Origin of the sequence: Escherichia sp. MOD1-EC5189, assembly GCF_002966045.1 — a bacterium.
Classification (GTDB): Bacteria; Pseudomonadota; Gammaproteobacteria; order Enterobacterales; family Enterobacteriaceae; genus Escherichia; species Escherichia coli_F.
Genome location: NZ_PTRX01000034.1, coordinates 26733 through 48556, shown reverse-complemented (window position 1 = coordinate 48556; position 21824 = coordinate 26733). Strand labels below are relative to the sequence as shown.

The window sequence follows — 21824 nt, the reverse complement described above, 5'->3', positions numbered from 1 at the left end:
TGCACTTGATGACGCCCGTTACCAGGCAAAATACGTTTCAGTTATCTGGCAAAAACTGATCCCGAGTCAGGCTGATTCTTAATGTTCAACTGTCGCCGGTTGTGACTGGTATTCTGCAACCGGCGCTCGTCTAATGTAAGAGATAAAGAAATCGATGAGCGAAGTAATCATGATTGTCTCTCCCGGCAAATGGGTATCCGAAGAGCAGTTAATTGCGCTGAAAGGAATAAAAAAAGGTACCTTAAAAAAGGCCCGGGAAAAATCGTTTATGGAAGGAAGGGAATATAAGCATGTCGCTCATGACGGTATGCCATGGGATAACAGTCCATGCTTTTACAACCTGGAAGAAATTGATCGCTGGATTGAGCGCCAGGCATCAGCAAGACCAAGACGTCATCTTACTTGACTAAAAGCCACACTAACTAATGAGAGAAGTTGAAATGAAATATCCGACAGGCGTGGAAAACCATGGAGGGAAATTACGTATCTGGTTTGTTTATAAAGGCGTAAGAGTCAGGGAAAACCTGGGGGTTCCTGACACAGCAAAAAACAGGCGCGTTGCAGGTGAGCTACGCGCCTCTGTTTGTTACGCAATAAAAACTGGTGTTTTCGACTATGCAAAACAGTTTCCCTCCTCACGCAATCTGGAAAAATTTGGTGAGGCCCGACAAGATTTAACCATAAAAGAACTGGCTGAAAAATTTCTGGCACTGAAAGAAACTGAAGTCGCAAAAACATCACTCAACACATACCGTGCCGTCATCAAAAATATCCTGAGCATAATCGGTGAAAAAAATCTTGCCTCATCGATTAATAAAGAAAAATTACTGGAGGTTCGTAAAGAGCTACTGACTGGATACCAGATCCCCAAAAGTAACTATATTGTTACACAACCAGGGAGATCGGCTGTAACTGTAAATAATTACATGACAAATCTTAACGCCGTGTTCCAGTTTGGTGTTGATAACGGTTACCTGGTAGATAACCCGTTTAAGGGGATCTCGCCATTAAAGGAATCAAGAACCATTCCGGATCCTCTTTCGCGGGAGGAATTCATCCGTCTTATCGATGCGTGCAGAAATCAGCAAGCCAAAAATTTATGGTGTGTTTCTGTTTATACTGGCGTTCGCCCTGGTGAGCTGTGTGCACTTGGATGGGAGGACATAGATCTGAAAAATGGAACAATGATGATCAGGAGAAATTTAGCAAAAGACCGTTTCACGGTACCAAAAACACAGGCGGGAACCAATCGGGTCATTCATCTTATTAAGCCAGCAATCGACGCTCTCCGGAGTCAGATGACATTAACGAGACTGAGCAAAGAGCATATCATTGATGTTCACCTCAGAGAGTATGGCAGAACAGAAAAACATAAATGCACCTTTGTTTTTCAACCTGAAGTGTCAGCGAGAGTAAAAAATTATGGTGACCATTTTACCGTTGACTCAATAAGGCAGATGTGGGACGCAGCGATAAAACGTGCCGGACTCCGCCATCGAAAATCATATCAGTCGAGACATACTTATGCCTGCTGGTCGCTGACAGCTGGTGCTAACCCGGCATTTATAGCAAACCAGATGGGCCATGCAGATGCGCAAATGGTATTTCAGGTATACGGAAAATGGATGTCTGAAAACAATAATGCACAGGTAGCTTTGTTAAATACACAGTTAAGCGAGTTTGCCCCAACCATGCCCCATAACGAAGCAATGAAAAATTAATTTAATATTTATCAAATAGTTGACACGTATGACTCTTGAAATCCATGAATTCAAGCGCAGTGCCCAGCCATCCCGATACTGCTGCTTTCACCAAATCCTTAGTGCTTCTTTCGTGTTTTTCTATTGTCATAATGGTTATCTCTAAAAAAGAGGTAAGATGCGTACTACTTACTCGCCGTTATTGGTATTATTCAGAAAAAGTGAGTAAGACTTTGCAGCAATGCTTTTGATCCTGTTCAAATAAACTAATGGCATCAGCAACATGCTGGAAATCAAACGTATGGGTAATTAGTTTTTCTGGTTTAATTAACCCTTTACTTAACCAGTCGATAACGACCGGGAATTTATTTGCATTTAAGCGTGAAGAGAAAATAGAGAGTTCTTTTCCGGTAATTCCTTGCTGAATCACTTCAGACGGTTCACTGGAGAAGCCCATCAATACAATACGTGCCGCTGGAGAAGCCAGCGTTACGGCTTCTTTCAGGATTGAAGGATGACAAGCCGCATCGATAATTAATGTCGGTTTTATGCCTTTTTCAGCGAAAATCTCGCCAAGCGGTGTCTGGCTGTTATTAATCGCCCAGTCTGCCCCGCTCTCTTTCGCTTTTTCCAGTCGTTCATCAATGCGATCGGCAACAATCACATTCTTAACGTTATAGACGCCTTTTAATACCTGAACGATCGTCAGGCCGATTGGACCTGCACCGTAAACCAGAACGGTATCATTTTCAGTCGGTTGACCATGACCGGTAACGTTAGCCGCAATGGTAAAAGGTTCGATCATCACCGCATATTGATCGGCCACTGCTTCAGGAATTTTCCACGCATTTTTTGCCGGCACCACGGCATATTCACTGAAACCACCGTCAGCGTGCACACCTAATACAGCCAGTGTCGTACAAACGTTCGGCTTACCTATAGAGCACGGATAGCAATGCCCACAGCTGACCACCGGATCGACAGCAACGCGTTCACCGACTCTGTCGCTTTCCACGCCTTCACCCACTGCATCAATGACGCCAAAGAATTCATGTCCAATGACGCGCGGATATTTCGCAAAAGGATTATGCCCACGATAAATATGGCTATCTGAACCACAAATTCCGGCAAGTTTCACTTTTACTCGTACTTCACCCGCTGACGGGGTGGGTATTTCGCGTTCGATAATTGCCAGTTGATTCGGTTTTTCAATTAAAATGCTTTTCATTATCTTACTCCTTACCAGTTCCACAGCGTGCCATCTTCCAGACGTGCGACTGGCAGATATGCAGGTTCATAGGGATATTTCGCTGCCAGTTTTTCATCAAACTCGATGCCAAGACCTGGTTTATCGCCCGGATGCATATAGCCGTTATCGAAAATCCAGTTGTGCGGGAAGACTTCGAGCATTTGTTCGGAATAGCCCATGTATTCCTGGACACCGAAATTGGGGACCCACAGATCAAAGTGCAGCGCCGCAGCCATGCAGACTGGTGACAAATCGGAAGGACCGTGTGAGCCAGTACGTACCTGATACAACGAAGCAAAATCGGCAATCCGGCGCATACCGGTAATCCCCCCCGCGTGAGTCAGCGTGGTGCGGATATAGTCGATAAGTTGTTCTTCAATCAGCTGTTTGCAGTCCCAGATGCTGTTGAAGACTTCACCCACTGCAATTGGCGTGACGGTGTGTTGGCGAATCAGGCGGAAGCATTCCTGGTTTTCCGCAGGCGTCGGGTCTTCCATCCAGAACATGCGATAATCTTCAATGCTTTTACCAAAGCGCGCCGCTTCAATAGGCGTTAAGCGATGGTGCATGTCATGCAGCAAATGTTCATTAAAACCAAACTTGTTACGTACCGCGTCAAACAATTTCGGCATGAAATCGAGGTATTTCTCCGTCGACCACAGCTGCTCTTCCGGCCACTGTCCTTTGGTTGCGGGTTCATAAGCCAGACCTTTGCCTTTCGACATGCCGTAGGTGGTTTTCATACCAGGGATTCCGCACTGCACGCGGATGGCTTTGAATCCCAGCTCCTGATGACGGGCATAATCATCCAGAGCTTCATCAATACTGTGACCGGTGGTATGGCAATAAACCATCACCCCTTCTCGAGACGCGCCGCCGAGTAACTGGTAAAGCGGCATGTTGGCAGCTTTGGCTTTAATGTCCCACAGTGCCATATCAACAGCTGAAATGGCTGACATCGTCACCGGACCGCGACGCCAGTACGCACCTTTATAGAAAAACTGCCAGATATCTTCGATACGCTGTGCATCGCGACCAATAAGCTGCGGACAAAGGTGATCCTGCAAATAAGAGGCCACGGAAAGCTCACGTCCATTGAGGGTGGCATCCCCAAGGCCCGTAATACCGTCCTCAGTGGTGATTTTTAATGTGACGAAATTACGCCCCGGACAGGTAACAAAAACTTCAGCCTTTACGATCTTCATGTTCGATTCCTTGCATCGCTTGTCGTGATGCATGAAATCTACGCAACTGAGCTACTACCATACAAGTATGAAGATCGAAAAAGGCCGGAGTGATCACAAAAAAAGGCGTATATTTGCGCCGTGAATGGTTGACAAAAGATGAAATAGAATACCTTTTGTCAGCTGACACTTCCTTGTATCTTATTGATAAAATGGATTTATGTCCTTACGCGCGCCCCCAGCCCGCAACAATGATCAACATGCCGCAAAGCGCAATCAACGCCCCCGTCCAGTCATAAAGACTTAACTTCACGCCATCCACAACGCGCAGCCAAATCAACGCCGTGCAGACATAAACGCCACCATAAGCCGCGTAAACACGCCCACTCGCCGCAGGATGCAACGTTAACAACCAGACAAACAGTGCCAGAGAAATCCCCGCCGGAAGCAACAGCCAGATACTGGCGTTTCGTTTTAACCACAACCTGGGCAGAAAGCATCCAATAATTTCACACAGCGCAGTAGCAAAAAATAGTAACGTTGTTTTAATCATCTTTGTCACTCATTGACATCATGTATAGTTATAGGACGACATAATATCATCAATATAAACATCCTCCTGGTACGTTTTGCGTTCGCAGTGGATGGTGTAGAATCACCTTTAATCATTCATACAGGGAATGAATTATGAAAATTACTCTCAGCAAACGAATTGGCCTGCTCGCTTTTCTGCTGCCTTGCGCACTGGCATTGAGCACAACGGCCCATGCCGAAACTAACAAACTGGTGATTGAGTCTGGCGACAGTGCACAAAGCCGCCAGCACGCCGCTATGGAAAAAGAGCAATGGAATGACACGCGCAATCTGCGCCAGAAAGTGAATAAACGCACTGAAAAAGAGTGGGATAAAGCCGACGCCGCTTTTGATAACCGCGATAAATGTGAGCAAAGCGCCAATATCAATGCCTACTGGGAGCCAAATACTTTGCGCTGCCTGGACCGTCGAACTGGCCGCGTTATTACCCCCTAACCTGTTATTGATTTAAGGAATGTAAGGACACGTTATGCCAAGCGCCCACAGTGTTAAGCTACGCCCGCTGGAGCGTGAAGATTTACGCTATGTACATCAACTCGACAATAACGCCAGTGTGATGCGTTACTGGTTCGAGGAACCCTACGAAGCCTTTGTTGAACTCTCTGATCTGTACGATAAGCATATTCACGATCAGAGCGAACGGCGCTTTGTGGTGGAATGTGACGGCGAAAAAGCCGGTCTGGTGGAGCTGGTGGAAATTAACCATGTTCATCGCCGCGCAGAATTTCAGATAATTATCTCCCCGGAATATCAGGGGAAAGGTCTGGCAACGCGTGCCGCAAAATTAGCAATGGACTATGGCTTCACCGTTCTCAATCTCTATAAGCTGTATCTGATCGTCGATAAAGAGAATGAAAAAGCGATTCACATTTACCGCAAGCTTGGCTTTACGGTTGAAGGTGAATTGATGCATGAGTTCTTTATTAATGGTCAATATCGGAATGCCATTCGCATGTGCATATTCCAGCATCAGTATCTGGCAGAGCACAAAACACCGGGTCAGACTCTCCTGAAGCCGACCGCACAATAGCATTAATAATAATCGATAGTATTTTTGATGGTGTAAACCCGTTCGACGGCGGGTTTTACTCCTTCATCAACAATGATTAACTGACAGTCCACCGGATTGGCGTGACTGTCATATTCACAGCTCTGTTTTACATTACCTACCCGTTGATTATTCAGTAAAGTAACCGCGGTGTAATCTAATTTTTTGATCGGATCCGTTGATGGCGTGGCGCTGACAGATAATGTTTTGTCGTTACTTTTCGTGGTTTTACCCAGCGGATAACCCTGATCATCATAGCGATATTCCATCTGCATTTGTTGGCTGCTGGCTTTAATCACGAAGCCATTATCATCGGTTTCCCAACTCACCCCGGCAGAAGGTAATTCTGCTAGCTGGCATTTTCCCTGCAAACGAACTCTTTTCTCCAGTGTCTGGGCATCACGGTAATAATTGGCGTCCAGTACCAGGGCAACCACGGTATTATTTTCCAGATCCAGTAATTCGAGTGAATCAAAACAGCCTTCTTCCGACAAAGTCCCCGAAACACGTTTCGTCACTTCACCTTGCTCATCCATTAACGTCTGAGTGAAATCTTTTACCGGACCACGCAGCGGATCAAAATCGAATTCATTCGAGAAACTGGCCATCTCAGGGGTAAATGAAAGTGTTACCTCTGTGCGGTCACATCCTGTGAGGAATATCGCGAGTAAGCATGGCAGTAATTTGTATTTCACAACAGTCACCAGAGAGTAGAGATGATTCTCAATCATAGTAGCAAATACAGTACTTTACACGTTAAATGCTATGCTTAAAGAAGTTATATTCGCGTAAGGAGCTTATGATGAAACTCTCAACTTGCTGTGCCGCGCTTCTGCTCGCACTCACCTCACCCGCGGTACTCGCCGTGCCGGTTTCCTGTGAGCGCATACAGAGCGATATATCACAGCGCATTATCAATAATGGCGTACCCGAAAGCAGCTTCACGTTAAGTATTGTACCCAATGACCAGGTTGATCAGCCTGATTCCCAGGTCGTCGGGCATTGCGCTAATGATACGCATAAAATTCTCTACACCCGCACCACCAGCGGTAACGTCTCTGCTCCCGCGCAGTCTACCCAGGATGGCGCGCCTGCCGAACCGCAGTAACACATTATCGACTGAACGCCGGATACGACACATCCGGCGATTTGAACATACAACATAATCCCACCTTATTACTCATACCCTTCTATTGATATGGATTAATAATTCTTAACCCAAAATGGGTAGACTCCCTCTATTGTTAGCGCGCTAAATATTCAATATATAAACTTTTATATAACGATAAAGAACAGGGAGTGAGTTATGTCCAAAAATGAACAAATGGTGGGCATCAGCCGCAGAACACTCGTTAAATCTACCGCGATAGGTTCTCTGGCGCTGGCTGCAGGCGGTTTTTCTTTACCGTTCACCCTGCGCAGTGCAGCGGCAGCGGTACAACAGGCCAGCGAAAAAGTGGTCTGGGGTGCCTGTTCCGTCAACTGTGGTAGCCGCTGTGCACTTCGTCTACATGTTAAAGATAATGAAGTCACCTGGGTGGAAACTGACAACACCGGCAACGACGAGTATGGCAATCATCAAGTACGCGCCTGTTTGCGCGGTCGGTCCATCCGTCGACGTATTAATCATCCCGATCGCTTGAATTACCCAATGAAACGCGTGGGCAAACGTGGCGAAGGCAAATTCGAACGGATTAGCTGGGATGAAGCCCTGGATACTATCGCCAGTAGTCTGAAAAAAACCGTCGAACAATATGGCAATGAGGCTGTTTATATTCAGTACTCTTCGGGGATCGTTGGCGGCAATATGACCCGCTCTTCGCCATCAGCCTCGGCGGTCAAACGCCTGATGAACTGCTACGGCGGTTCACTCAACCAGTATGGCTCCTACAGCACCGCGCAAATTTCCTGTGCCATGCCCTACACCTACGGCAGTAATGATGGCAACAGCACCACGGATATTGAAAACAGCAAGCTGGTCGTGATGTTTGGTAACAACCCGGCAGAAACCCGCATGAGCGGTGGTGGCATCACTTATCTTCTTGAAAAAGCGCGCGAGAAATCGAACGCAAAAATGATTGTTATCGATCCGCGATATACCGACACGGCTGCCGGTCGTGAAGACGAATGGATTCCTATTCGCCCGGGCACTGATGCCGCGCTGGTAGCGGGCATTGCCTGGGTATTGATTAACGAAAATCTCGTTGATCAACCTTTTCTCGATAAATACTGCATCGGTTATGACGAAAAAACCTTACCCGCAGATGCACCAAAAAATGGCCACTATAAAGCCTATATTCTTGGTGATGGTGACGATAAAACAGCAAAAACGCCGCAGTGGGCTTCGCAAATTACCGGTATCCCGGTGGACCGTATCATCAAACTGGCGCGTGAAATCGGCACAGCAAAACCCGCTTATATCTGCCAGGGTTGGGGACCGCAACGCCAGGCAAACGGTGAGCTGACCGCACGCGCTATTGCGATGTTGCCTATTCTGACGGGCAATGTCGGCATCAGCGGCGGAAATAGTGGCGCGCGTGAATCCACCTATACCATTACCATAGAACGCCTGCCGGTGCTGGATAATCCGGTCAAAACATCAATCTCCTGCTTCAGCTGGACGGATGCTATCGATCATGGCCCGCAAATGACGGCAATCCGCGACGGCGTCCGCGGCAAAGATAAACTGGATGTGCCCATTAAGTTCATCTGGAACTACGCGGGAAATACCCTGGTTAATCAGCATTCTGACATTAACAAAACGCATGAAATTCTGCAGGACGAATCGAAATGCGAAATGATTGTGGTCATCGAAAACTTTATGACCTCATCGGCAAAATATGCCGACATTCTGCTGCCAGACCTGATGACCGTTGAGCAGGAAGATATTATTCCTAACGATTACGCCGGTAACATGGGATATCTCATTTTCCTCCAGCCAGTCACCAGCGAAAAATTCGAACGCAAACCGATTTACTGGATCCTAAGTGAAGTCGCGAAACGTCTTGGCCCTGACGTCTATCAAAAATTCACTGAAGGCCGCACTCAGGAACAATGGTTACAACATCTGTACGCCAAAATGCTTGCCAAAGATCCGGCATTACCGTCTTACGACGAACTGAAAAAAATGGGTATCTATAAGCGTAAGAATCCCAATGGTCATTTTATCGCCTACAAAGCATTTCGTGACGACCCCGAGACAAATCCACTTAAAACGCCTTCCGGTAAGATCGAAATTTATTCCAGCAAACTGGCGGAAATTGCCCGTACCTGGGAACTCGAAAAAGATGAAGTAATAAGCCCACTGCCGGTTTATGCCTCAACCTTCGAAGGCTGGGACGCCCCTGAACGTAGTACCTTCCCGCTACAACTGTTTGGTTTCCATTACAAATCTCGTACTCACTCGACCTACGGCAACATTGATGTCCTGAAGGCAGCCTGCCGTCAGGAAGTATGGATCAACCCTATAGATGCACAGAAACGTGGGATTGCCAACGGCGATATGGTGCGGGTGTTTAACCATCGTGGCGAAGTTCGGCTACCAGCCAAAGTGACACCACGCATTCTCCCTGGAGTTAGCGCTATGGGCCAGGGAGCCTGGCACGAGGCCAATATGTCTGGCGATAAAATCGACCACGGCGGCTGTGTGAATACGCTAACCACTCTGCGCCCTTCACCACTGGCGAAGGGAAACCCGCAGCACACTAATCTGGTCGAGATCGAAAAAATATAACCCACTACGACCATAAATTTTGACATGACATTTTGTTTGAAAAGCAATAAGTGAGTAATGATGAAAATCCATACCACAGAGGCGCTCATGTCGGCTGAAATCAGCCGTAGAAGTCTGGTGAAAACCTCCGCTCTTGGCAGTCTCGCGCTAGCAAGCAGTGCTTTCACTCTGCCATTTTCCCAAATGGTCCGAGCGGCAGAGGCTCCGGTAGAAGAGAAAGCGGTCTGGAGTTCCTGCACCGTTAACTGCGGGAGCCGCTGTCTGTTACGTTTGCATGTGAAAGATGACACCGTGTACTGGGTGGAGTCTGATACGACAGGTGACGACGTCTACGGTAATCATCAGGTTCGCGCGTGTTTACGCGGGCGCTCTATCCGCCGACGGATGAATCATCCTGATAGGTTGAAATATCCCATGAAGCGCGTCGGCAAGCGCGGTGAAGGTAAATTTGAACGGATAAGTTGGGACGAAGCCCTGGATACCATCAGTGATAATCTTCGGCGGATCCTAAAAGATTACGGCAATGAGGCTGTACATGTCCTGTACGGAACAGGCGTAGATGGCGGAAACATCACCAACTCAAACGTCCCGTACCGTCTGATGAACTCTTGCGGTGGTTTTCTCAGTCGCTATGGCAGCTACAGTACCGCACAGATCAGTGCCGCAATGAGTTATATGTTCGGTGCCAATGATGGCAACAGCCCGGATGATATCGCCAATACGAAACTGGTCGTTATGTTCGGAAATAACCCGGCAGAAACGCGGATGAGCGGCGGTGGTGTCACTTACTACGTCGAGCAAGCCCGCGAACGTTCAAACGCACGCATGATCGTCATCGATCCACGTTATAACGACACAGCTGCCGGGCGTGAAGATGAATGGCTGCCCATTCGCCCTGGCACCGATGGCGCACTGGCCTGTGCGATTGCCTGGGTACTGATTACGGAAAACATGGTCGATCAGCCATTTCTCGACAAATATTGTGTTGGTTACGATGAAAAAACGCTGCCCGCCAACGCACCACGTAACGCGCATTATAAAGCCTATATTCTGGGCGAAGGGCCTGACGGCATAGCTAAAACGCCGGAATGGGCAGCAAAAATCACCAGCATCCCGGCAGAAAAAATTATCCAGTTGGCACGAGAGATCGGTTCAGCAAAACCTGCTTATATTTGTCAGGGTTGGGGGCCACAACGACACTCCAACGGCGAGCAAACGTCCCGCGCTATTGCCATGCTTTCCGTTCTCACCGGTAACGTCGGCATAAACGGCGGCAACTCAGGGGTACGCGAAGGTAGCTGGGATCTGGGGGTCGAATGGTTCCCGATGCTTGATAATCCTGTTAAAACGCAGATTTCCGTCTTTACATGGACAGATGCCATCGACCACGGTACGGAAATGACCGCGACCCGTGATGGTATTCGTGGAAAAGAAAAACTGGATGTCCCCATCAAGTTTTTATGGTGCTACGCCAGTAACACATTGATCAATCAACATGGCGACATCAATCACACCCATGAGGTGCTTCAGGATGACAGCAAGTGCGAGATGATTGTTGGCATTGACCACTTCATGACGGCCTCGGCTAAGTATTGCGATATCCTGTTGCCCGACCTGATGCCAACAGAGCAAGAAGACCTTATCTCTCATGAATCTGCAGGGAATATGGGCTATGTGATCCTCGCCCAACCCGCCACCTCGGCAAAATTTGAACGCAAACCCATCTACTGGATTCTGAGTGAAGTCGCGAAACGCTTAGGACCAGACGTTTATCAAACTTTTACTGAAGGTCGCAGCCAGCATGAATGGATCAAATATCTCCATGCGAAAACGAAGGAACGTAACCCTGAGATGCCGGACTACGAGGAGATGAAAACGACCGGGATCTTTAAGAAAAAATGCCCGGAAGAACATTACGTCGCTTTCCGCGCATTCCGTGAAGATCCACAGGCAAACCCGTTGAAAACACCTTCGGGGAAAATCGAAATTTATTCTGAACGGCTGGCGACGATTGCGGATACCTGGGAATTGAAAAAAGATGAAATTATTCATCCCCTCCCTGCGTATACCCCAGGTTTTGATGGCTGGGACGATCCCCTGCGCAAAACCTATCCACTGCAGCTAACGGGCTTCCACTACAAAGCACGTACCCACTCCAGCTACGGCAATATTGATGTGTTACAGCAGGCCTGCCCACAAGAGGTGTGGATCAACCCCATTGATGCTCAGGCACGCGGTATCCGTCATGGCGATACAGTGCGGGTATTTAACAATAATGGAGAAATGCTGATTGCCGCAAAAGTGACTCCGCGTATTCTGCCTGGCGTTACCGCCATCGGGCAAGGTGCGTGGCTTAAAGCGGATATGTTTGGTGACCGGGTCGATCACGGCGGCAGTATCAATATTCTGACCTCTCACCGCCCTTCACCGCTGGCAAAGGGAAACCCGTCGCACAGCAATCTCGTCCAGATCGAAAAGGTTTAAGGAGTAGCCCATGACCACACAATATGGATTTTTTATCGATTCCAGCCGCTGTACAGGCTGTAAAACCTGCGAACTGGCGTGCAAAGATTTTAAAGATCTTGGCCCGGACGTCAGTTTCCGCCGTGTTTATGAATATGCTGGCGGCGACTGGCAGGAAGATAATGGCGTCTGGCACCAGAACGTGTTCGCTTATTATCTCTCCATCTCCTGTAACCATTGCGATGACCCCGCATGTACAAAAGTCTGCCCCAGCGGCGCAATGCATAAGCGTGAAGATGGCTTTGTGGTGGTTGATGAAGATGTTTGTATCGGCTGCCGCTACTGCCACATGGCTTGTCCGTACGGCGCGCCACAGTACAATGCTGAAAAAGGGCACATGACGAAGTGCGATGGTTGTTATTCGCGCGTCGCCGAGGGGAAACAACCCATATGTGTCGAATCCTGCCCGCTGCGTGCACTTGAATTCGGTCCAATTGAAGAACTGCGCCAGAAACACGGTACTCTGGCTGCCGTCGCGCCACTGCCGCGCGCGCATTTCACAAAACCTAATATCGTAATCAAACCTAACGCCAACAGCCGCCCGACCGGCGATACCACTGGTTACCTGGCTAATCCGGAGGAAGTTTAAAATGGGAAATGGATGGCACGAATGGCCACTGGTTATCTTTACCGTATTGGGCCAATGCGTCGTAGGCGCGCTGATTATTAGCGGAATCGGCTGGTTCGCCAGCAAAAATGACGCAGACCGTCAGCGTATTGTCCGTGGCATGTTTTTCCTCTGGCTGCTGATGGGCATCGGGTTTATTGCCTCTGTCATGCACCTGGGATCGCCACTGCGGGCGTTTAACTCGCTGAATCGAATCGGAGCTTCCGGCCTGAGTAACGAGATTGCTGCCGGTTCAATATTTTTTGCCGTTGGCGGATTATGGTGGCTGGTGGCGGTCATTGGTAAAATGCCGCAAGCGCTGGGGAAACTCTGGTTACTTGTCAGCATGGCGCTCGGCGTCATTTTCGTCTGGATGATGACCTGCGTGTATCAAATCGACACTGTGCCAACCTGGCATAACGGTTACACTACGCTGGCTTTCTTCCTGACAGTTTTATTGAGCGGTCCAATACTTGCTGCCGCAATTCTGCGGGCAGCCCGCGTTACATTTAATACCACACCATTTGCCATCATTAGCGTTCTGGCGCTGATCGCTTGTGCCGGGGTGATTGTGCTGCAAGGTTTGTCTCTGGCGTCTATTCACTCATCCGTACAACAAGCCAGCGCACTGGTACCAGATTACGCCTCCTTACAGGTCTGGCGTGTGGTATTGTTATGCACAGGTCTAGGATGCTGGCTTTGTCCGCTCATTCGTCGCCGTGAACCTCACGTTGCCGGACTTATTCTGGGGCTAATCCTCATACTTGGCGGTGAGATGATCGGGCGTACGCTCTTTTATGGCCTGCATATGACGGTAGGAATGGCTATTGCAGGTTAACAAATTGGTGCGGGGAAACCCGCACATTTCAGGATGTTAGGAATGACCCATTTTTCACAGCAAGATAATTTTTCTGTCGCGGCGCGCGTGTTGGGCGCGCTGTTTTATTACGCTCCAGAGAGTGCAGAAGCCGCACCTCTGGTTGCGGTACTCACCAGTGACGGCTGGGAAACTCAGTGGCCTCTACCAGAAGCGTCATTAGCGCCGCTGGTGACGGCTTTTCAGGCACAGAGTGAAGAGACTCGCGCCCAGGCCTGGCAGCGTTTGTTTGTCGGCCCGTGGGCACTGCCGTCTCCGCCGTGGGGGTCGGTCTGGCTGGATCGCGAATCTGTGCTGTTTGGCGATTCAACATTGGCACTTCGTCAATGGATGCGCGAGAAAGGCATTCAGTTCGAAATGAAGCAAAACGAACCGGAAGATCATTTTGGTTCACTGCTGTTGATGGCTGCGTGGTTGGCGGAGAATGGTCGCCAGACAGAATGCGAAGAATTGCTGGCATGGCACCTTTTTCCGTGGTCAACACGATTTCTTGACGTTTTTATCGAAAAAGCAGAACACCCTTTCTACCGTGCACTGGGTGAACTGGCTCGCTTAACGCTGGCGCAATGGCAATCACAACTGTTGATTCCTGTCGCGGTTAAACCACTCTTTCGATAGGATCACCGTAATATTGCCGGATGGTGGCGATTACGCGCAATTCGGCAATAATAGGTTACATTGTCACGTTTTTTATCTCTTAAAGCACGCACTGCTTTAGCGGCTGGCTTCTTTTGCCGCAAAATAGTCGCCCGTGTTTCATTGCCCATTTCTGCTCATGCATCATCTACACATCTATCCGGATCTGCGCACTATGTTCCGCCGTCTGCTTATCGCAACAGTCGTCGGTATTCTTGCGGCCTTTGCCGTTGCCGGGTTTCGTCATGCGATGCTGCTACTGGAGTGGCTGTTCCTCAATAATGACTCCGGCAGTCTGGTCAATGCAGCTACAAATCTTTCCCCATGGCGACGACTGCTAACTCCGGCGCTCGGCGGACTGGCGGCGGGTTTGTTGTTGATGGGCTGGCAGAAATTTACCCAGCAACGCCCTCATGCGCCGACCGATTACATGGAAGCGTTGCAAACCGATGGTAAATTCGATTACGCAGCAAGCCTGGTTAAATCGCTTGCCTCTCTGCTGGTAGTAACTAGCGGCAGCGCAATTGGTCGCGAAGGTGCGATGATTCTTTTAGCTGCCCTTGCCGCCTCCTGTTTTGCTCAGCGTTTTACGCCACGCCAGGAGTGGAAATTATGGATTGCCTGTGGGGCCGCGGCGGGAATGGCTGCGGCCTATCGTGCCCCGCTTGCTGGCAGTTTATTTATAGCCGAAGTGCTGTTTGGCACTATGATGTTGGCCTCTCTCGGCCCGGTGATTATTTCCGCCGTCGTGGCATTGCTGGTTAGCAATCTGATTAATCATAGCGACGCGTTACTCTACAGCGTACAACTCTCAGTGACGGTTCAGGCTCGTGACTATGCGCTGATTATCAGTACAGGTGTGCTGGCAGGTCTGTGCGGACCACTGTTGTTAACGTTAATGAACGCCTGTCATCGTGGATTTGTGAGTCTCAAACTTGCGCCGCCCTGGCAACTGGCACTAGGCGGGTTGATCGTGGGTCTGCTTTCCCTGTTCACACCTGCAGTGTGGGGCAACGGCTATAGCACCGTACAATCCTTTTTAACCGCCCCACCACTGTTAATGATCATTGGCGGGATCTTCCTTTGTAAACTGTGTGCCGTGCTGGCGAGTAGCGGTTCCGGCGCACCCGGTGGTGTCTTTACACCGACGCTATTTATCGGTCTTGCCATTGGCATGTTGTATGGTCGTAGCCTGGGATTATGGTTCCCTGATGGCGAAGAAATTACGCTTTTACTCGGATTGACCGGGATGGCGACACTGTTGGCGGCAACCACGCACGCGCCGATTATGTCGACGTTGATGATATGTGAAATGACCGGGGAGTATCAGCTACTCCCCGGTTTATTGATAGCCTGCGTAATTGCGTCGGTAATCTCGCGGACGTTACACCGTGACTCTATCTACCGCCAGCACACTGCGCAGCATAGCTAAGCGGATGTATTGCCCCAGTTCACGCTGTTCGGCGCGCGGTAAATAAGGCAGTTCACCAATGAGCGGTGCTGGAAGTTTTTTACCCAGCACATCAATGATTTCCGCATAATGCGCCAGTCCTGGGTTGATTCGGTTAGCCACCCAGCCAATGAGCGGCAGCCCGTCGTTGGCAATCGCCTGAGCTGTTAGCAGTGCATGGTTAATGCAACCTTCCTGAATACCGACAACCATCAACACCGGCAGTTGTTCCTGCACCACCCATTCAGAGAGCGGACGTAAATCATTCATCAGACTGCGCCAGCCGCCAGTCCCTTCTACCACGACATGATCGACTTTATCGGTCAGGTTTGCCAGGCCGTTTGAAATGAGGGTGTAATTGATTGGGCAACTATGCGCCACGCTACTTTCTTCTTCGCTTAACGCGATAGGATTAACTGCTTCATAAGGCAGTTCGATGGTTGAAACACTCTGCAACACCAGGGCATCTTTATTACGCAGCCCTTCGGGTGTCTCTTTGCTCCCCTTCGCTACGGGTTTATATCCCGCAACCGTTTTTCCCTGGGAGGCTAACGCTTGTAGCAATGCGCGGGAAACCACCGTTTTCCCTACAGAAGTGTCTGTACCGGTAATAAAGAAACGCTTCAGCATCACTAACTCCACCGTTATGCTTCACAAATATAAACCAGGAAAATAATTAACCTTGAAAGTCTAAGTTATGCTTTCCTGGCCCAAATTGAGATAGCGCAAATTTTGGTAGAACAGTTAAAAAATGTTAACCCTGCAACAGACGAATCAACAAAGAACCGTTATACATCGCGTCTTTTACCAGCGCAGCGCCCGCCATCGTACCCTGGTTAGAAAATTGAGTACTCTCAACGCTAATGTGCTGACTATACGCAGGAAGGGCCTGCTGACGGATGCTGTCCGAGATGACCGGGAAGAGGATATCTGCCGCTTTACTTAACGGTGAGCCAATCAGTATTTTTTGTGGGTTAAATAAATTCACCATGATGGCAAGAATGCGCCCGACATGCGCGCCTACCCCGGTAATGATGTCTTTTGCCAGCAGATCGCCGCGCAATGCCGCCTGACACAATGAGTCCACGGTTAACGGCTGTCCATGTAACATCGAGCTCATGGATTGATTGAGACGCAGCTGTGCCAACTCAAGAATACTGTCCACACTGGCAATGGTTTCGAGGCAGCCGTGATTCCCGCAATAACAGCGTTTCCCATATGGGTCGACCTGCGTGTGACCTATTTCCACGAGGCTACTGCTGCCTGCGTGTAGCAGATGACCATCGGTAATGACGCCCGCCCCCACGTTGTGATCGATAACCACCTGAATCACATCGCGCGCCCCGCGTGAGGCACCAAACAAGGCCTCAGCCATCGTCCATGCGCTGATATCATGCTGAATATAAACCGGTACGCCGGTATGCTGCTCCAGCGCCTCGCCGAGCGGCATCTCTTTTACATCCTCGTAGAACGGCATGCGATGTACAATACCATTTTCCGTATCAATAATTCCCGGCAAGGTAATGGCAATCGAAGTCAGACGCTCAAGTTTTTTCTGATGGCGGATAAAAAACTGATCGATATGGGAAATGATACGATCCAACAATGGCGAGTCATCTTTTAACGCCAGTTCCTGCGACTCCTCCACCACCAGTTTGCTGCTCAGATCGCGCAAAGCAAGGAAAATCTCCCCGCGACTAATGCGCAGAGAAAGATAGTGCCAAGCTTCAGTTTCAACCACCAGCCCCACCGCCGGACGGCCACGGTTCCCCGCTTCTTTGATTTCCAGCTCTTGCACCAGGTGTGCTTCGAGCATCTCACGGACAATTTTGGTGATACTGGCAGGAGCCAGTTGCGCCAGACGGGAAAGATCGATACGCGAGACTGGACCAAGCTGATCAATCAGGCGATAAACCGCGCCCGCGTTGGTCTGCTTTATTTGATCAATGTGCCCAGGCTGGTTTTCAGCAACCACCGCATACTCCCTATATTTTCGCGCTCCGAAATAATCTGTAGGCTATGGTGAAGCACTTCAATACGTGTCGTCAAATTTTTACTTAGGCATGTGATTAACAGCACATTTTTCGGGCTTTTTCGCTGAAATTTCCCTCACCTGAGAGCATTCAGCAGATGAATACGAAAGTTACGCGCAGCCGGACTTTGTTCATGGTGTTTCGGCCAGACCAACCACATTTCAGAAACCGCATCCTCTTCAGCAATCGGCACCCAGCGCATTTCGTTGAGCTGAACACGTTTAAATGACGCAGGCAAAATTGAAACACCCAGACCAGCGGAAACCAGACCGATGATGGTCATTGCCTCACCCACCTCCTGAGTGATGACGGGCGTCAAATTGTAACGTCTCATCAGCCCGAGAATATCGTCATACAGCCCTGTCCCTACGTGCGGATCAAAAAAGACAAAGGGTTCTTTCGCCAGTTCAGCCAGCGTTACACTCGGGTTATTTGCCAGGGGATGATCGTGCGGGATCATCGCCATAAGCGGTTCATGGACGATGACTGCGTGTTCAAGCGTCTCCGGTAACGCTGTGTTACGCAGCAATCCCATATCCAGCGTTCCTTCAATGAGCGGAGCGATTTGCTCGCGAGTGTTCATTTCGCGGGTTTGTAAATGGACATCGGGATAATCACGACGAAACAACGATAACGTATCGGACACCGCCCGAATAAAAGGAGCGGACGAAGTAAAACCAATGCGCAACTCCCCCGCTTCGCCCTGATGCAGCCTTTCAGCGCGAGCGGCAGCGTCATCCACCATAGACAGGATTTGCCGACTATCTGCAAGAAACTGTTTTCCTGCTTCCGTCAGCAATACACTGCGATTGGTTCGTGCCAGCAGTCGGGCACCAATTTGTTGCTCCAGCGCCTGAATCTGCTGACTTAGCGGTGGTTGCGAAATATTCAGGCGGGCAGCGGCGCGCCCGAAATGCAGCTCTTCCGCAACAGCAACAAAGTAACGCAGATGACGAAGTTCAATATTCATATTTAATAAATCTTATTTGAGATTATTAATATATTAGACAGAACAATTCGATTTTCCTAATCTATTCATAAGCCTGATCCACAGGCATATTTAGCAAGGATTTCAAGTGAGCCGTACTACAACTGTTGATGGCGCTCCGGCAAGCGTCACTGACAAGCAAAGCATTTCTCAGCCAAATCAATTTATTAAACGCGGTACGCCGCAATTTATGCGCGTCACCCTGGCGCTTTTCTCTGCCGGACTGGCAACCTTCGCACTTCTCTATTGTGTGCAACCTATACTTCCGGTGCTTTCGCAGGAGTTTGGCTTAACGCCTGCGAACAGTAGTATTTCACTGTCCATTTCAACGGCGATGTTGGCTATCGGTTTGCTGTTTACTGGCCCGCTATCCGATGCCATTGGTCGCAAACCAGTGATGGTCACGGCGCTACTGTTGGCCTCCATTTGTACGTTACTTTCGACAATGATGACCAGCTGGCACGGCATTTTGATTATGCGCGCCTTGATTGGGCTTTCGTTAAGTGGCGTGGCCGCTGTTGGTATGACTTATCTTAGCGAGGAAATCCACCCCAGTTTCGTGGCCTTTTCGATGGGGTTGTATATCAGCGGCAACTCAATTGGCGGCATGAGCGGACGCTTAATTAGCGGTGTCTTCACGGACTTTTTCAACTGGCGAATTGCTCTGGCGGCTATCGGCTGTTTCGCGCTGGCCTCGGCGTTGATGTTCTGGAAAATCCTCCCGGAATCACGCCATTTTCGCCCGACTTCCCTGCGACCAAAGACGTTATTTATCAACTTTCGTCTGCACTGGCGTGACCGGGGATTGCCGTTATTGTTCGCAGAAGGCTTTTTGCTGATGGGGTCGTTCGTCACGCTGTTTAATTACATCGGCTATAGGTTGATGCTTTCCCCCTGGCATGTCAGTCAGGCCGTGGTTGGCTTATTATCGCTGGCTTATTTGACCGGTACATGGAGCTCACCCAAAGCCGGAACCATGACCACCCGTTATGGGCGCGGTCCAGTGATGTTGTTTTCGACGGGGGTTATGCTGTTTGGTTTACTGATGACCTTATTCAGCTCGCTGTGGCTGATCTTTGCCGGAATGTTACTCTTCTCAGCCGGATTCTTCGCAGCCCACTCCGTTGCCAGCAGCTGGATCGGCCCCCGCGCAAAACGCGCTAAAGGCCAGGCCTCCTCGCTGTATCTGTTCAGTTACTATCTGGGGTCGAGTATTGCCGGGACGCTGGGTGGTGTTTTCTGGCATAACTATGGCTGGAACGGCGTCGGCGCATTTATTGCTCTGATGCTGGTCATTGCTCTGCTGGTCGGGACGCGTTTGCATCGTCGTCTGCACGCCTAAAAATAAGTCCGGACTGCGGTAAATACCCATCCGGACTTATTGCCTGCTCAAACCAACGTTAATAGCCATCCTAAAATAGACGAAGCGCCAGCCAATTCCCGCAGCGCATCTAGTGTCATCAGGATTATAAGTACCCAAATAAACGGATTCATTTTGCTGTGTGTCATTTATTACTGATGCGCAGTTATTCTACCGCTTTGTAAGTAGTAAAATAGTTAACCCGATCAAGACTACTATTATTGGTAGCTAAATTTCCCTTAAGTCACAATACGTTATTATCAACGCTGTAATTTATTTAACGTTTGTACATATCGTTACACGCTGAAACCAACCACTCACGGAAGTCTGCCATTCCCAGGGATATAGTTATTTCAACGGCCCCGCAGTGGGGTTAAATGAAAAAACAAATTGAGGGTATGACAATGAAAAAAGTATTAGCTCTGGTTGTTGCCGCTGCTATGGGTCTGTCTTCTGCCGCCTTTGCTGCAGAGACTGCGACCACACCTGCTCCGACTGCGACGACCACCAAAGCAGCGCCGGCGAAAACTACACATCATAAAAAACAGCATAAAGCAGCACCTGCCCAGAAAGCGCAGGCGGCTAAAAAGCATCATAAAAATGCGAAAGCTGAACAGAAAGCCCCTGAACAAAAAGCGCAGGCAGCGAAGAAACACGCCAAGAAACACAGCCATCAGCAACCGGCAAAACCTGCTGCACAACCCGCAGCGTAAGTTTTCAACAATAATGCTGGCGCGCCCCCTCGCGCCTGAAAATTACGGTGCTAAGCGGGTAACGTTTAGCACCGCCTTTAGCGGAGGGTAGTATGGTGGGCCGTTATCGCTTTGAGTTCATTCTTATCATCCTTATTTTATGCGCACTGATTGCCACCCGTTTTTATCTTTCCTGATCGTAGTTATCTGATTTTACTCCCACTTTCATCCCGTCCCGTCTATAGTATTTATGAGGGTTTGCTTTTAATAATCATAATTACCCACCAGAGTGTGATATGCGTACAACCATTGCTGTAGTGTTGGGTGCAATTAGTTTGACGTCTGCTTTTGTGTTTGCAGATAAACCAGACGTTGCCAAATCGGCAAACGATGAGGTCAGCACCCTGTTTTTTGGTCATGATGATCGTGTGCCAGTGAATGACACGACCCAATCACCGTGGGATGCGGTTGGGCAACTGGAAACGGCCAGCGGCAATTTATGTACGGCGACGCTGATTGCACCCAATCTGGCATTAACGGCAGGACACTGTTTATTGACGCCGCCAAAGGGTAAAGCCGATAAAGCGGTGGCGCTGCGTTTTGTGTCAAATAAAGGTCTTTGGCGCTATGAGATCCACGACATAGAAGGCCGCGTTGACCCGACACTGGGAAAGCGGTTAAAAGCAGATGGGGATGGTTGGATTGTTCCTCCCGCAGCTGCGCCGTGGGACTTCGGTTTGATTGTGCTACGTAATCCCCCTTCTGGCATTACACCGTTGCCGTTATTTGCGGGAGATAAAGCCGCACTTACCACCGCATTAAAAGCGGCAGGTCGAAAAGTGACTCAAGCGGGATATCCTGAAGATCACCTCGATACGCTATACAGTCATCAAAATTGCGAAGTAACTGGCTGGGCGCAAACGTCGGTGATGTCGCATCAGTGCGATACTTTGCCGGGTGATAGCGGTTCGCCACTGATGTTGCATACCGATGACGGCTGGCAGTTAATTGGCGTGCAAAGTTCGGCTCCTGCCGCGAAAGATCGCTGGCGTGCCGATAACCGGGCCATTTCTGTCACTGGTTTTCGCGACAAGCTAGACCAACTTTTGCAAAAATAGCATTCAAACGCTGCCCGACAGCACGGGCAGCG

Annotated in this window: 23 protein-coding genes and 1 pseudogene; 16 read left to right on the top strand and 8 right to left on the bottom strand. The window is 49.3% G+C overall.

Annotation, left to right across the window (positions count from 1 at the left end; translation table 11 throughout):
- From ATB02_RS26785 to ATB02_RS21965, 3 genes and pseudogenes are all read left to right on the top strand, one after another.
- A pseudogene (locus tag ATB02_RS26785) lies at positions 1 to 82 on the top strand (3'-5' exoribonuclease); the annotation flags it as partial.
- A 72-nt stretch (positions 83 to 154) separates the two neighbouring features.
- Entirely contained in the window at positions 155 to 406 is a 252-nt protein-coding gene (locus tag ATB02_RS21970; RefSeq protein ID WP_000005552.1) for an excisionase family protein, read from the top strand.
- Between the two features lie 34 nt (positions 407 to 440).
- Positions 441 to 1721, top strand: a complete 1281-nt coding sequence (locus ATB02_RS21965) for a tyrosine-type recombinase/integrase (protein ID WP_001459782.1) — start codon at positions 441 to 443, stop codon at positions 1719 to 1721.
- A gap of 187 nt (positions 1722 to 1908) precedes the next feature.
- Here ATB02_RS21965 and ATB02_RS21955 read toward each other — a convergent pair whose 3' ends face one another.
- From ATB02_RS21955 to ATB02_RS21940, 3 genes are all read right to left on the bottom strand, one after another.
- Positions 1909 to 2928 (bottom strand): Zn-dependent oxidoreductase, encoded by a 1020-nt coding sequence (locus ATB02_RS21955; protein WP_000836045.1) that lies wholly within the window; start codon positions 2926 to 2928, stop codon positions 1909 to 1911.
- Positions 2929 to 2939: 11 nt separating this feature from the next.
- Complete coding sequence (rspA, locus tag ATB02_RS21950; RefSeq protein ID WP_039021285.1) at positions 2940 to 4154, bottom strand: starvation-sensing protein RspA; 1215 nt, start codon at positions 4152 to 4154, stop codon at positions 2940 to 2942.
- A 205-nt stretch (positions 4155 to 4359) separates the two neighbouring features.
- A complete protein-coding gene (locus ATB02_RS21940) occupies positions 4360 to 4686 on the bottom strand; it encodes a YnfA family protein (RefSeq protein WP_105272233.1) in 327 nt (108 codons plus the stop codon).
- A gap of 134 nt (positions 4687 to 4820) precedes the next feature.
- Between ATB02_RS21940 and ATB02_RS21935 the strand changes: the two genes are divergently transcribed.
- Together ATB02_RS21935 and speG are read left to right on the top strand one after the other, a co-directional pair.
- A complete protein-coding gene (locus ATB02_RS21935; RefSeq protein ID WP_000705193.1) occupies positions 4821 to 5162 on the top strand; it encodes a DUF1283 family protein in 342 nt (113 codons plus the stop codon).
- A 34-nt stretch (positions 5163 to 5196) separates the two neighbouring features.
- On the top strand, positions 5197 to 5757 hold the full coding sequence (gene speG, locus ATB02_RS21930) for a spermidine N1-acetyltransferase (protein ID WP_001138584.1): 561 nt from the start codon (positions 5197 to 5199) through the stop codon (positions 5755 to 5757).
- A 2-nt stretch (positions 5758 to 5759) separates the two neighbouring features.
- Here speG and ATB02_RS21925 read toward each other — a convergent pair whose 3' ends face one another.
- On the bottom strand, positions 5760 to 6470 hold the full coding sequence (locus ATB02_RS21925) for a YnfC family lipoprotein (RefSeq protein WP_105272236.1): 711 nt from the start codon (positions 6468 to 6470) through the stop codon (positions 5760 to 5762).
- 107 nt (positions 6471 to 6577) lie between these two features.
- On the opposite strand from ATB02_RS21925, the gene ATB02_RS21920 reads away from it, so the two are divergent.
- The 7 genes from ATB02_RS21920 to clcB all read left to right on the top strand — a co-directional run bounded on the left by ATB02_RS21920 (position 6578) and on the right by clcB (position 15583).
- A complete protein-coding gene (locus ATB02_RS21920; protein WP_105272232.1) occupies positions 6578 to 6883 on the top strand; it encodes a DUF1161 domain-containing protein in 306 nt (101 codons plus the stop codon).
- Between the two features lie 198 nt (positions 6884 to 7081).
- On the top strand, positions 7082 to 9508 hold the full coding sequence (gene ynfE / locus ATB02_RS21915; RefSeq protein ID WP_105272231.1) for a selenate/tellurate reductase subunit YnfE: 2427 nt from the start codon (positions 7082 to 7084) through the stop codon (positions 9506 to 9508).
- Between the two features lie 60 nt (positions 9509 to 9568).
- Positions 9569 to 11992: a selenate/tellurate reductase subunit YnfF gene (gene ynfF, locus ATB02_RS21910; RefSeq protein ID WP_105272235.1), complete on the top strand. Its 2424-nt coding sequence runs from the start codon at positions 9569 to 9571 to the stop codon at positions 11990 to 11992.
- Positions 11993 to 12002: 10 nt separating this feature from the next.
- A complete protein-coding gene (gene ynfG, locus ATB02_RS21905) occupies positions 12003 to 12620 on the top strand; it encodes a DMSO reductase like molybdoenzyme iron-sulfur subunit YnfG (protein ID WP_105272230.1) in 618 nt (205 codons plus the stop codon).
- A gap of 1 nt (position 12621) precedes the next feature.
- Positions 12622 to 13476 (top strand): selenate reductase membrane anchor subunit YnfH, encoded by an 855-nt coding sequence (gene ynfH, locus ATB02_RS21900; protein ID WP_105272229.1) that lies wholly within the window; start codon positions 12622 to 12624, stop codon positions 13474 to 13476.
- 42 nt (positions 13477 to 13518) lie between these two features.
- Positions 13519 to 14133 carry a Tat proofreading chaperone DmsD gene (gene dmsD / locus ATB02_RS21895; RefSeq protein WP_000148700.1) on the top strand — a complete coding sequence of 205 codons (615 nt, stop codon included), beginning with the start codon at positions 13519 to 13521 and terminating at the stop codon, positions 14131 to 14133.
- Between the two features lie 157 nt (positions 14134 to 14290).
- On the top strand, positions 14291 to 15583 hold the full coding sequence (gene clcB / locus ATB02_RS21890; protein WP_105272234.1) for a voltage-gated ClC-type chloride channel ClcB: 1293 nt from the start codon (positions 14291 to 14293) through the stop codon (positions 15581 to 15583).
- Here the strand turns inward: clcB and bioD are convergent.
- From bioD to ATB02_RS21875, 3 genes are all read right to left on the bottom strand, one after another.
- Positions 15536 to 16231: a dethiobiotin synthase gene (gene bioD, locus ATB02_RS21885; protein WP_000919226.1), complete on the bottom strand. Its 696-nt coding sequence runs from the start codon at positions 16229 to 16231 to the stop codon at positions 15536 to 15538. The genes clcB and bioD overlap by 48 nt on opposite strands.
- 124 nt (positions 16232 to 16355) lie before the next feature.
- Positions 16356 to 17576, bottom strand: a complete 1221-nt coding sequence (gene mlc / locus ATB02_RS21880; protein WP_000225276.1) for a sugar metabolism global transcriptional regulator Mlc — start codon at positions 17574 to 17576, stop codon at positions 16356 to 16358.
- A 134-nt stretch (positions 17577 to 17710) separates the two neighbouring features.
- Positions 17711 to 18604, bottom strand: a complete 894-nt coding sequence (locus tag ATB02_RS21875; RefSeq protein ID WP_001019560.1) for a LysR family transcriptional regulator — start codon at positions 18602 to 18604, stop codon at positions 17711 to 17713.
- A 106-nt stretch (positions 18605 to 18710) separates the two neighbouring features.
- On the opposite strand from ATB02_RS21875, the gene ATB02_RS21870 reads away from it, so the two are divergent.
- Positions 18711 to 19964, top strand: a complete 1254-nt coding sequence (locus tag ATB02_RS21870) for an MFS transporter (RefSeq protein WP_000091858.1) — start codon at positions 18711 to 18713, stop codon at positions 19962 to 19964.
- A gap of 47 nt (positions 19965 to 20011) precedes the next feature.
- Here the strand turns inward: ATB02_RS21870 and ATB02_RS27120 are convergent, their stop codons facing one another.
- Positions 20012 to 20116, bottom strand: a complete 105-nt coding sequence (locus tag ATB02_RS27120; RefSeq protein ID WP_001351109.1) for a KPN_01571 family protein — start codon at positions 20114 to 20116, stop codon at positions 20012 to 20014.
- Positions 20117 to 20386: 270 nt separating this feature from the next.
- On the opposite strand from ATB02_RS27120, the gene asr reads away from it, so the two are divergent.
- The 3 genes from asr (at position 20387) to ATB02_RS21850 (ending at position 21792) form a co-directional block, all read left to right on the top strand.
- Positions 20387 to 20695, top strand: coding sequence for an acid resistance repetitive basic protein Asr (gene asr, locus ATB02_RS21860; protein ID WP_001362115.1), 309 nt, complete (start codon positions 20387 to 20389; stop codon positions 20693 to 20695).
- A 92-nt stretch (positions 20696 to 20787) separates the two neighbouring features.
- Positions 20788 to 20871: a hypothetical protein gene (locus ATB02_RS21855; RefSeq protein WP_000233092.1), complete on the top strand. Its 84-nt coding sequence runs from the start codon at positions 20788 to 20790 to the stop codon at positions 20869 to 20871.
- Between the two features lie 99 nt (positions 20872 to 20970).
- On the top strand, positions 20971 to 21792 hold the full coding sequence (locus ATB02_RS21850; protein ID WP_032184293.1) for a trypsin-like serine peptidase: 822 nt from the start codon (positions 20971 to 20973) through the stop codon (positions 21790 to 21792).
- Positions 21793 to 21824: the final 32 nt, after the last annotated feature.

Excerpts from the sequence above, each read along its gene's own strand:
- ATB02_RS21970 (WP_000005552.1), top strand. The coding sequence starts at position 155 with ATGAGCGAAGTAATCATGATTGTCTCTCCCGGCAAATGGGTATCCGAA.
- ATB02_RS21965 (WP_001459782.1), top strand. The coding sequence starts at position 441 with ATGAAATATCCGACAGGCGTGGAAAACCATGGAGGGAAATTACGTATC.
- ATB02_RS21955 (WP_000836045.1), bottom strand. The coding sequence starts at position 2,928 with ATGAAAAGCATTTTAATTGAAAAACCGAATCAACTGGCAATTATCGAA.
- rspA (WP_039021285.1), bottom strand. The coding sequence starts at position 4,154 with ATGAAGATCGTAAAGGCTGAAGTTTTTGTTACCTGTCCGGGGCGTAAT.
- ATB02_RS21940 (WP_105272233.1), bottom strand. The coding sequence starts at position 4,686 with ATGATTAAAACAACGTTACTATTTTTTGCTACTGCGCTGTGTGAAATT.
- ATB02_RS21935 (WP_000705193.1), top strand. The coding sequence starts at position 4,821 with ATGAAAATTACTCTCAGCAAACGAATTGGCCTGCTCGCTTTTCTGCTG.
- speG (WP_001138584.1), top strand. The coding sequence starts at position 5,197 with ATGCCAAGCGCCCACAGTGTTAAGCTACGCCCGCTGGAGCGTGAAGAT.
- ATB02_RS21920 (WP_105272232.1), top strand. The coding sequence starts at position 6,578 with ATGAAACTCTCAACTTGCTGTGCCGCGCTTCTGCTCGCACTCACCTCA.
- ynfE (WP_105272231.1), top strand. The coding sequence starts at position 7,082 with ATGTCCAAAAATGAACAAATGGTGGGCATCAGCCGCAGAACACTCGTT.
- ynfF (WP_105272235.1), top strand. The coding sequence starts at position 9,569 with ATGAAAATCCATACCACAGAGGCGCTCATGTCGGCTGAAATCAGCCGT.
- ynfG (WP_105272230.1), top strand. The coding sequence starts at position 12,003 with ATGACCACACAATATGGATTTTTTATCGATTCCAGCCGCTGTACAGGC.
- ynfH (WP_105272229.1), top strand. The coding sequence starts at position 12,622 with ATGGGAAATGGATGGCACGAATGGCCACTGGTTATCTTTACCGTATTG.
- dmsD (WP_000148700.1), top strand. The coding sequence starts at position 13,519 with ATGACCCATTTTTCACAGCAAGATAATTTTTCTGTCGCGGCGCGCGTG.
- clcB (WP_105272234.1), top strand. The coding sequence starts at position 14,291 with ATGCATCATCTACACATCTATCCGGATCTGCGCACTATGTTCCGCCGT.
- bioD (WP_000919226.1), bottom strand. The coding sequence starts at position 16,231 with ATGCTGAAGCGTTTCTTTATTACCGGTACAGACACTTCTGTAGGGAAA.
- ATB02_RS21875 (WP_001019560.1), bottom strand. The coding sequence starts at position 18,604 with ATGAATATTGAACTTCGTCATCTGCGTTACTTTGTTGCTGTTGCGGAA.
- ATB02_RS27120 (WP_001351109.1), bottom strand. The coding sequence starts at position 20,116 with ATGAATCCGTTTATTTGGGTACTTATAATCCTGATGACACTAGATGCG.
- asr (WP_001362115.1), top strand. The coding sequence starts at position 20,387 with ATGAAAAAAGTATTAGCTCTGGTTGTTGCCGCTGCTATGGGTCTGTCT.
- ATB02_RS21855 (WP_000233092.1), top strand. The coding sequence starts at position 20,788 with ATGGTGGGCCGTTATCGCTTTGAGTTCATTCTTATCATCCTTATTTTA.
- ATB02_RS21850 (WP_032184293.1), top strand. The coding sequence starts at position 20,971 with ATGCGTACAACCATTGCTGTAGTGTTGGGTGCAATTAGTTTGACGTCT.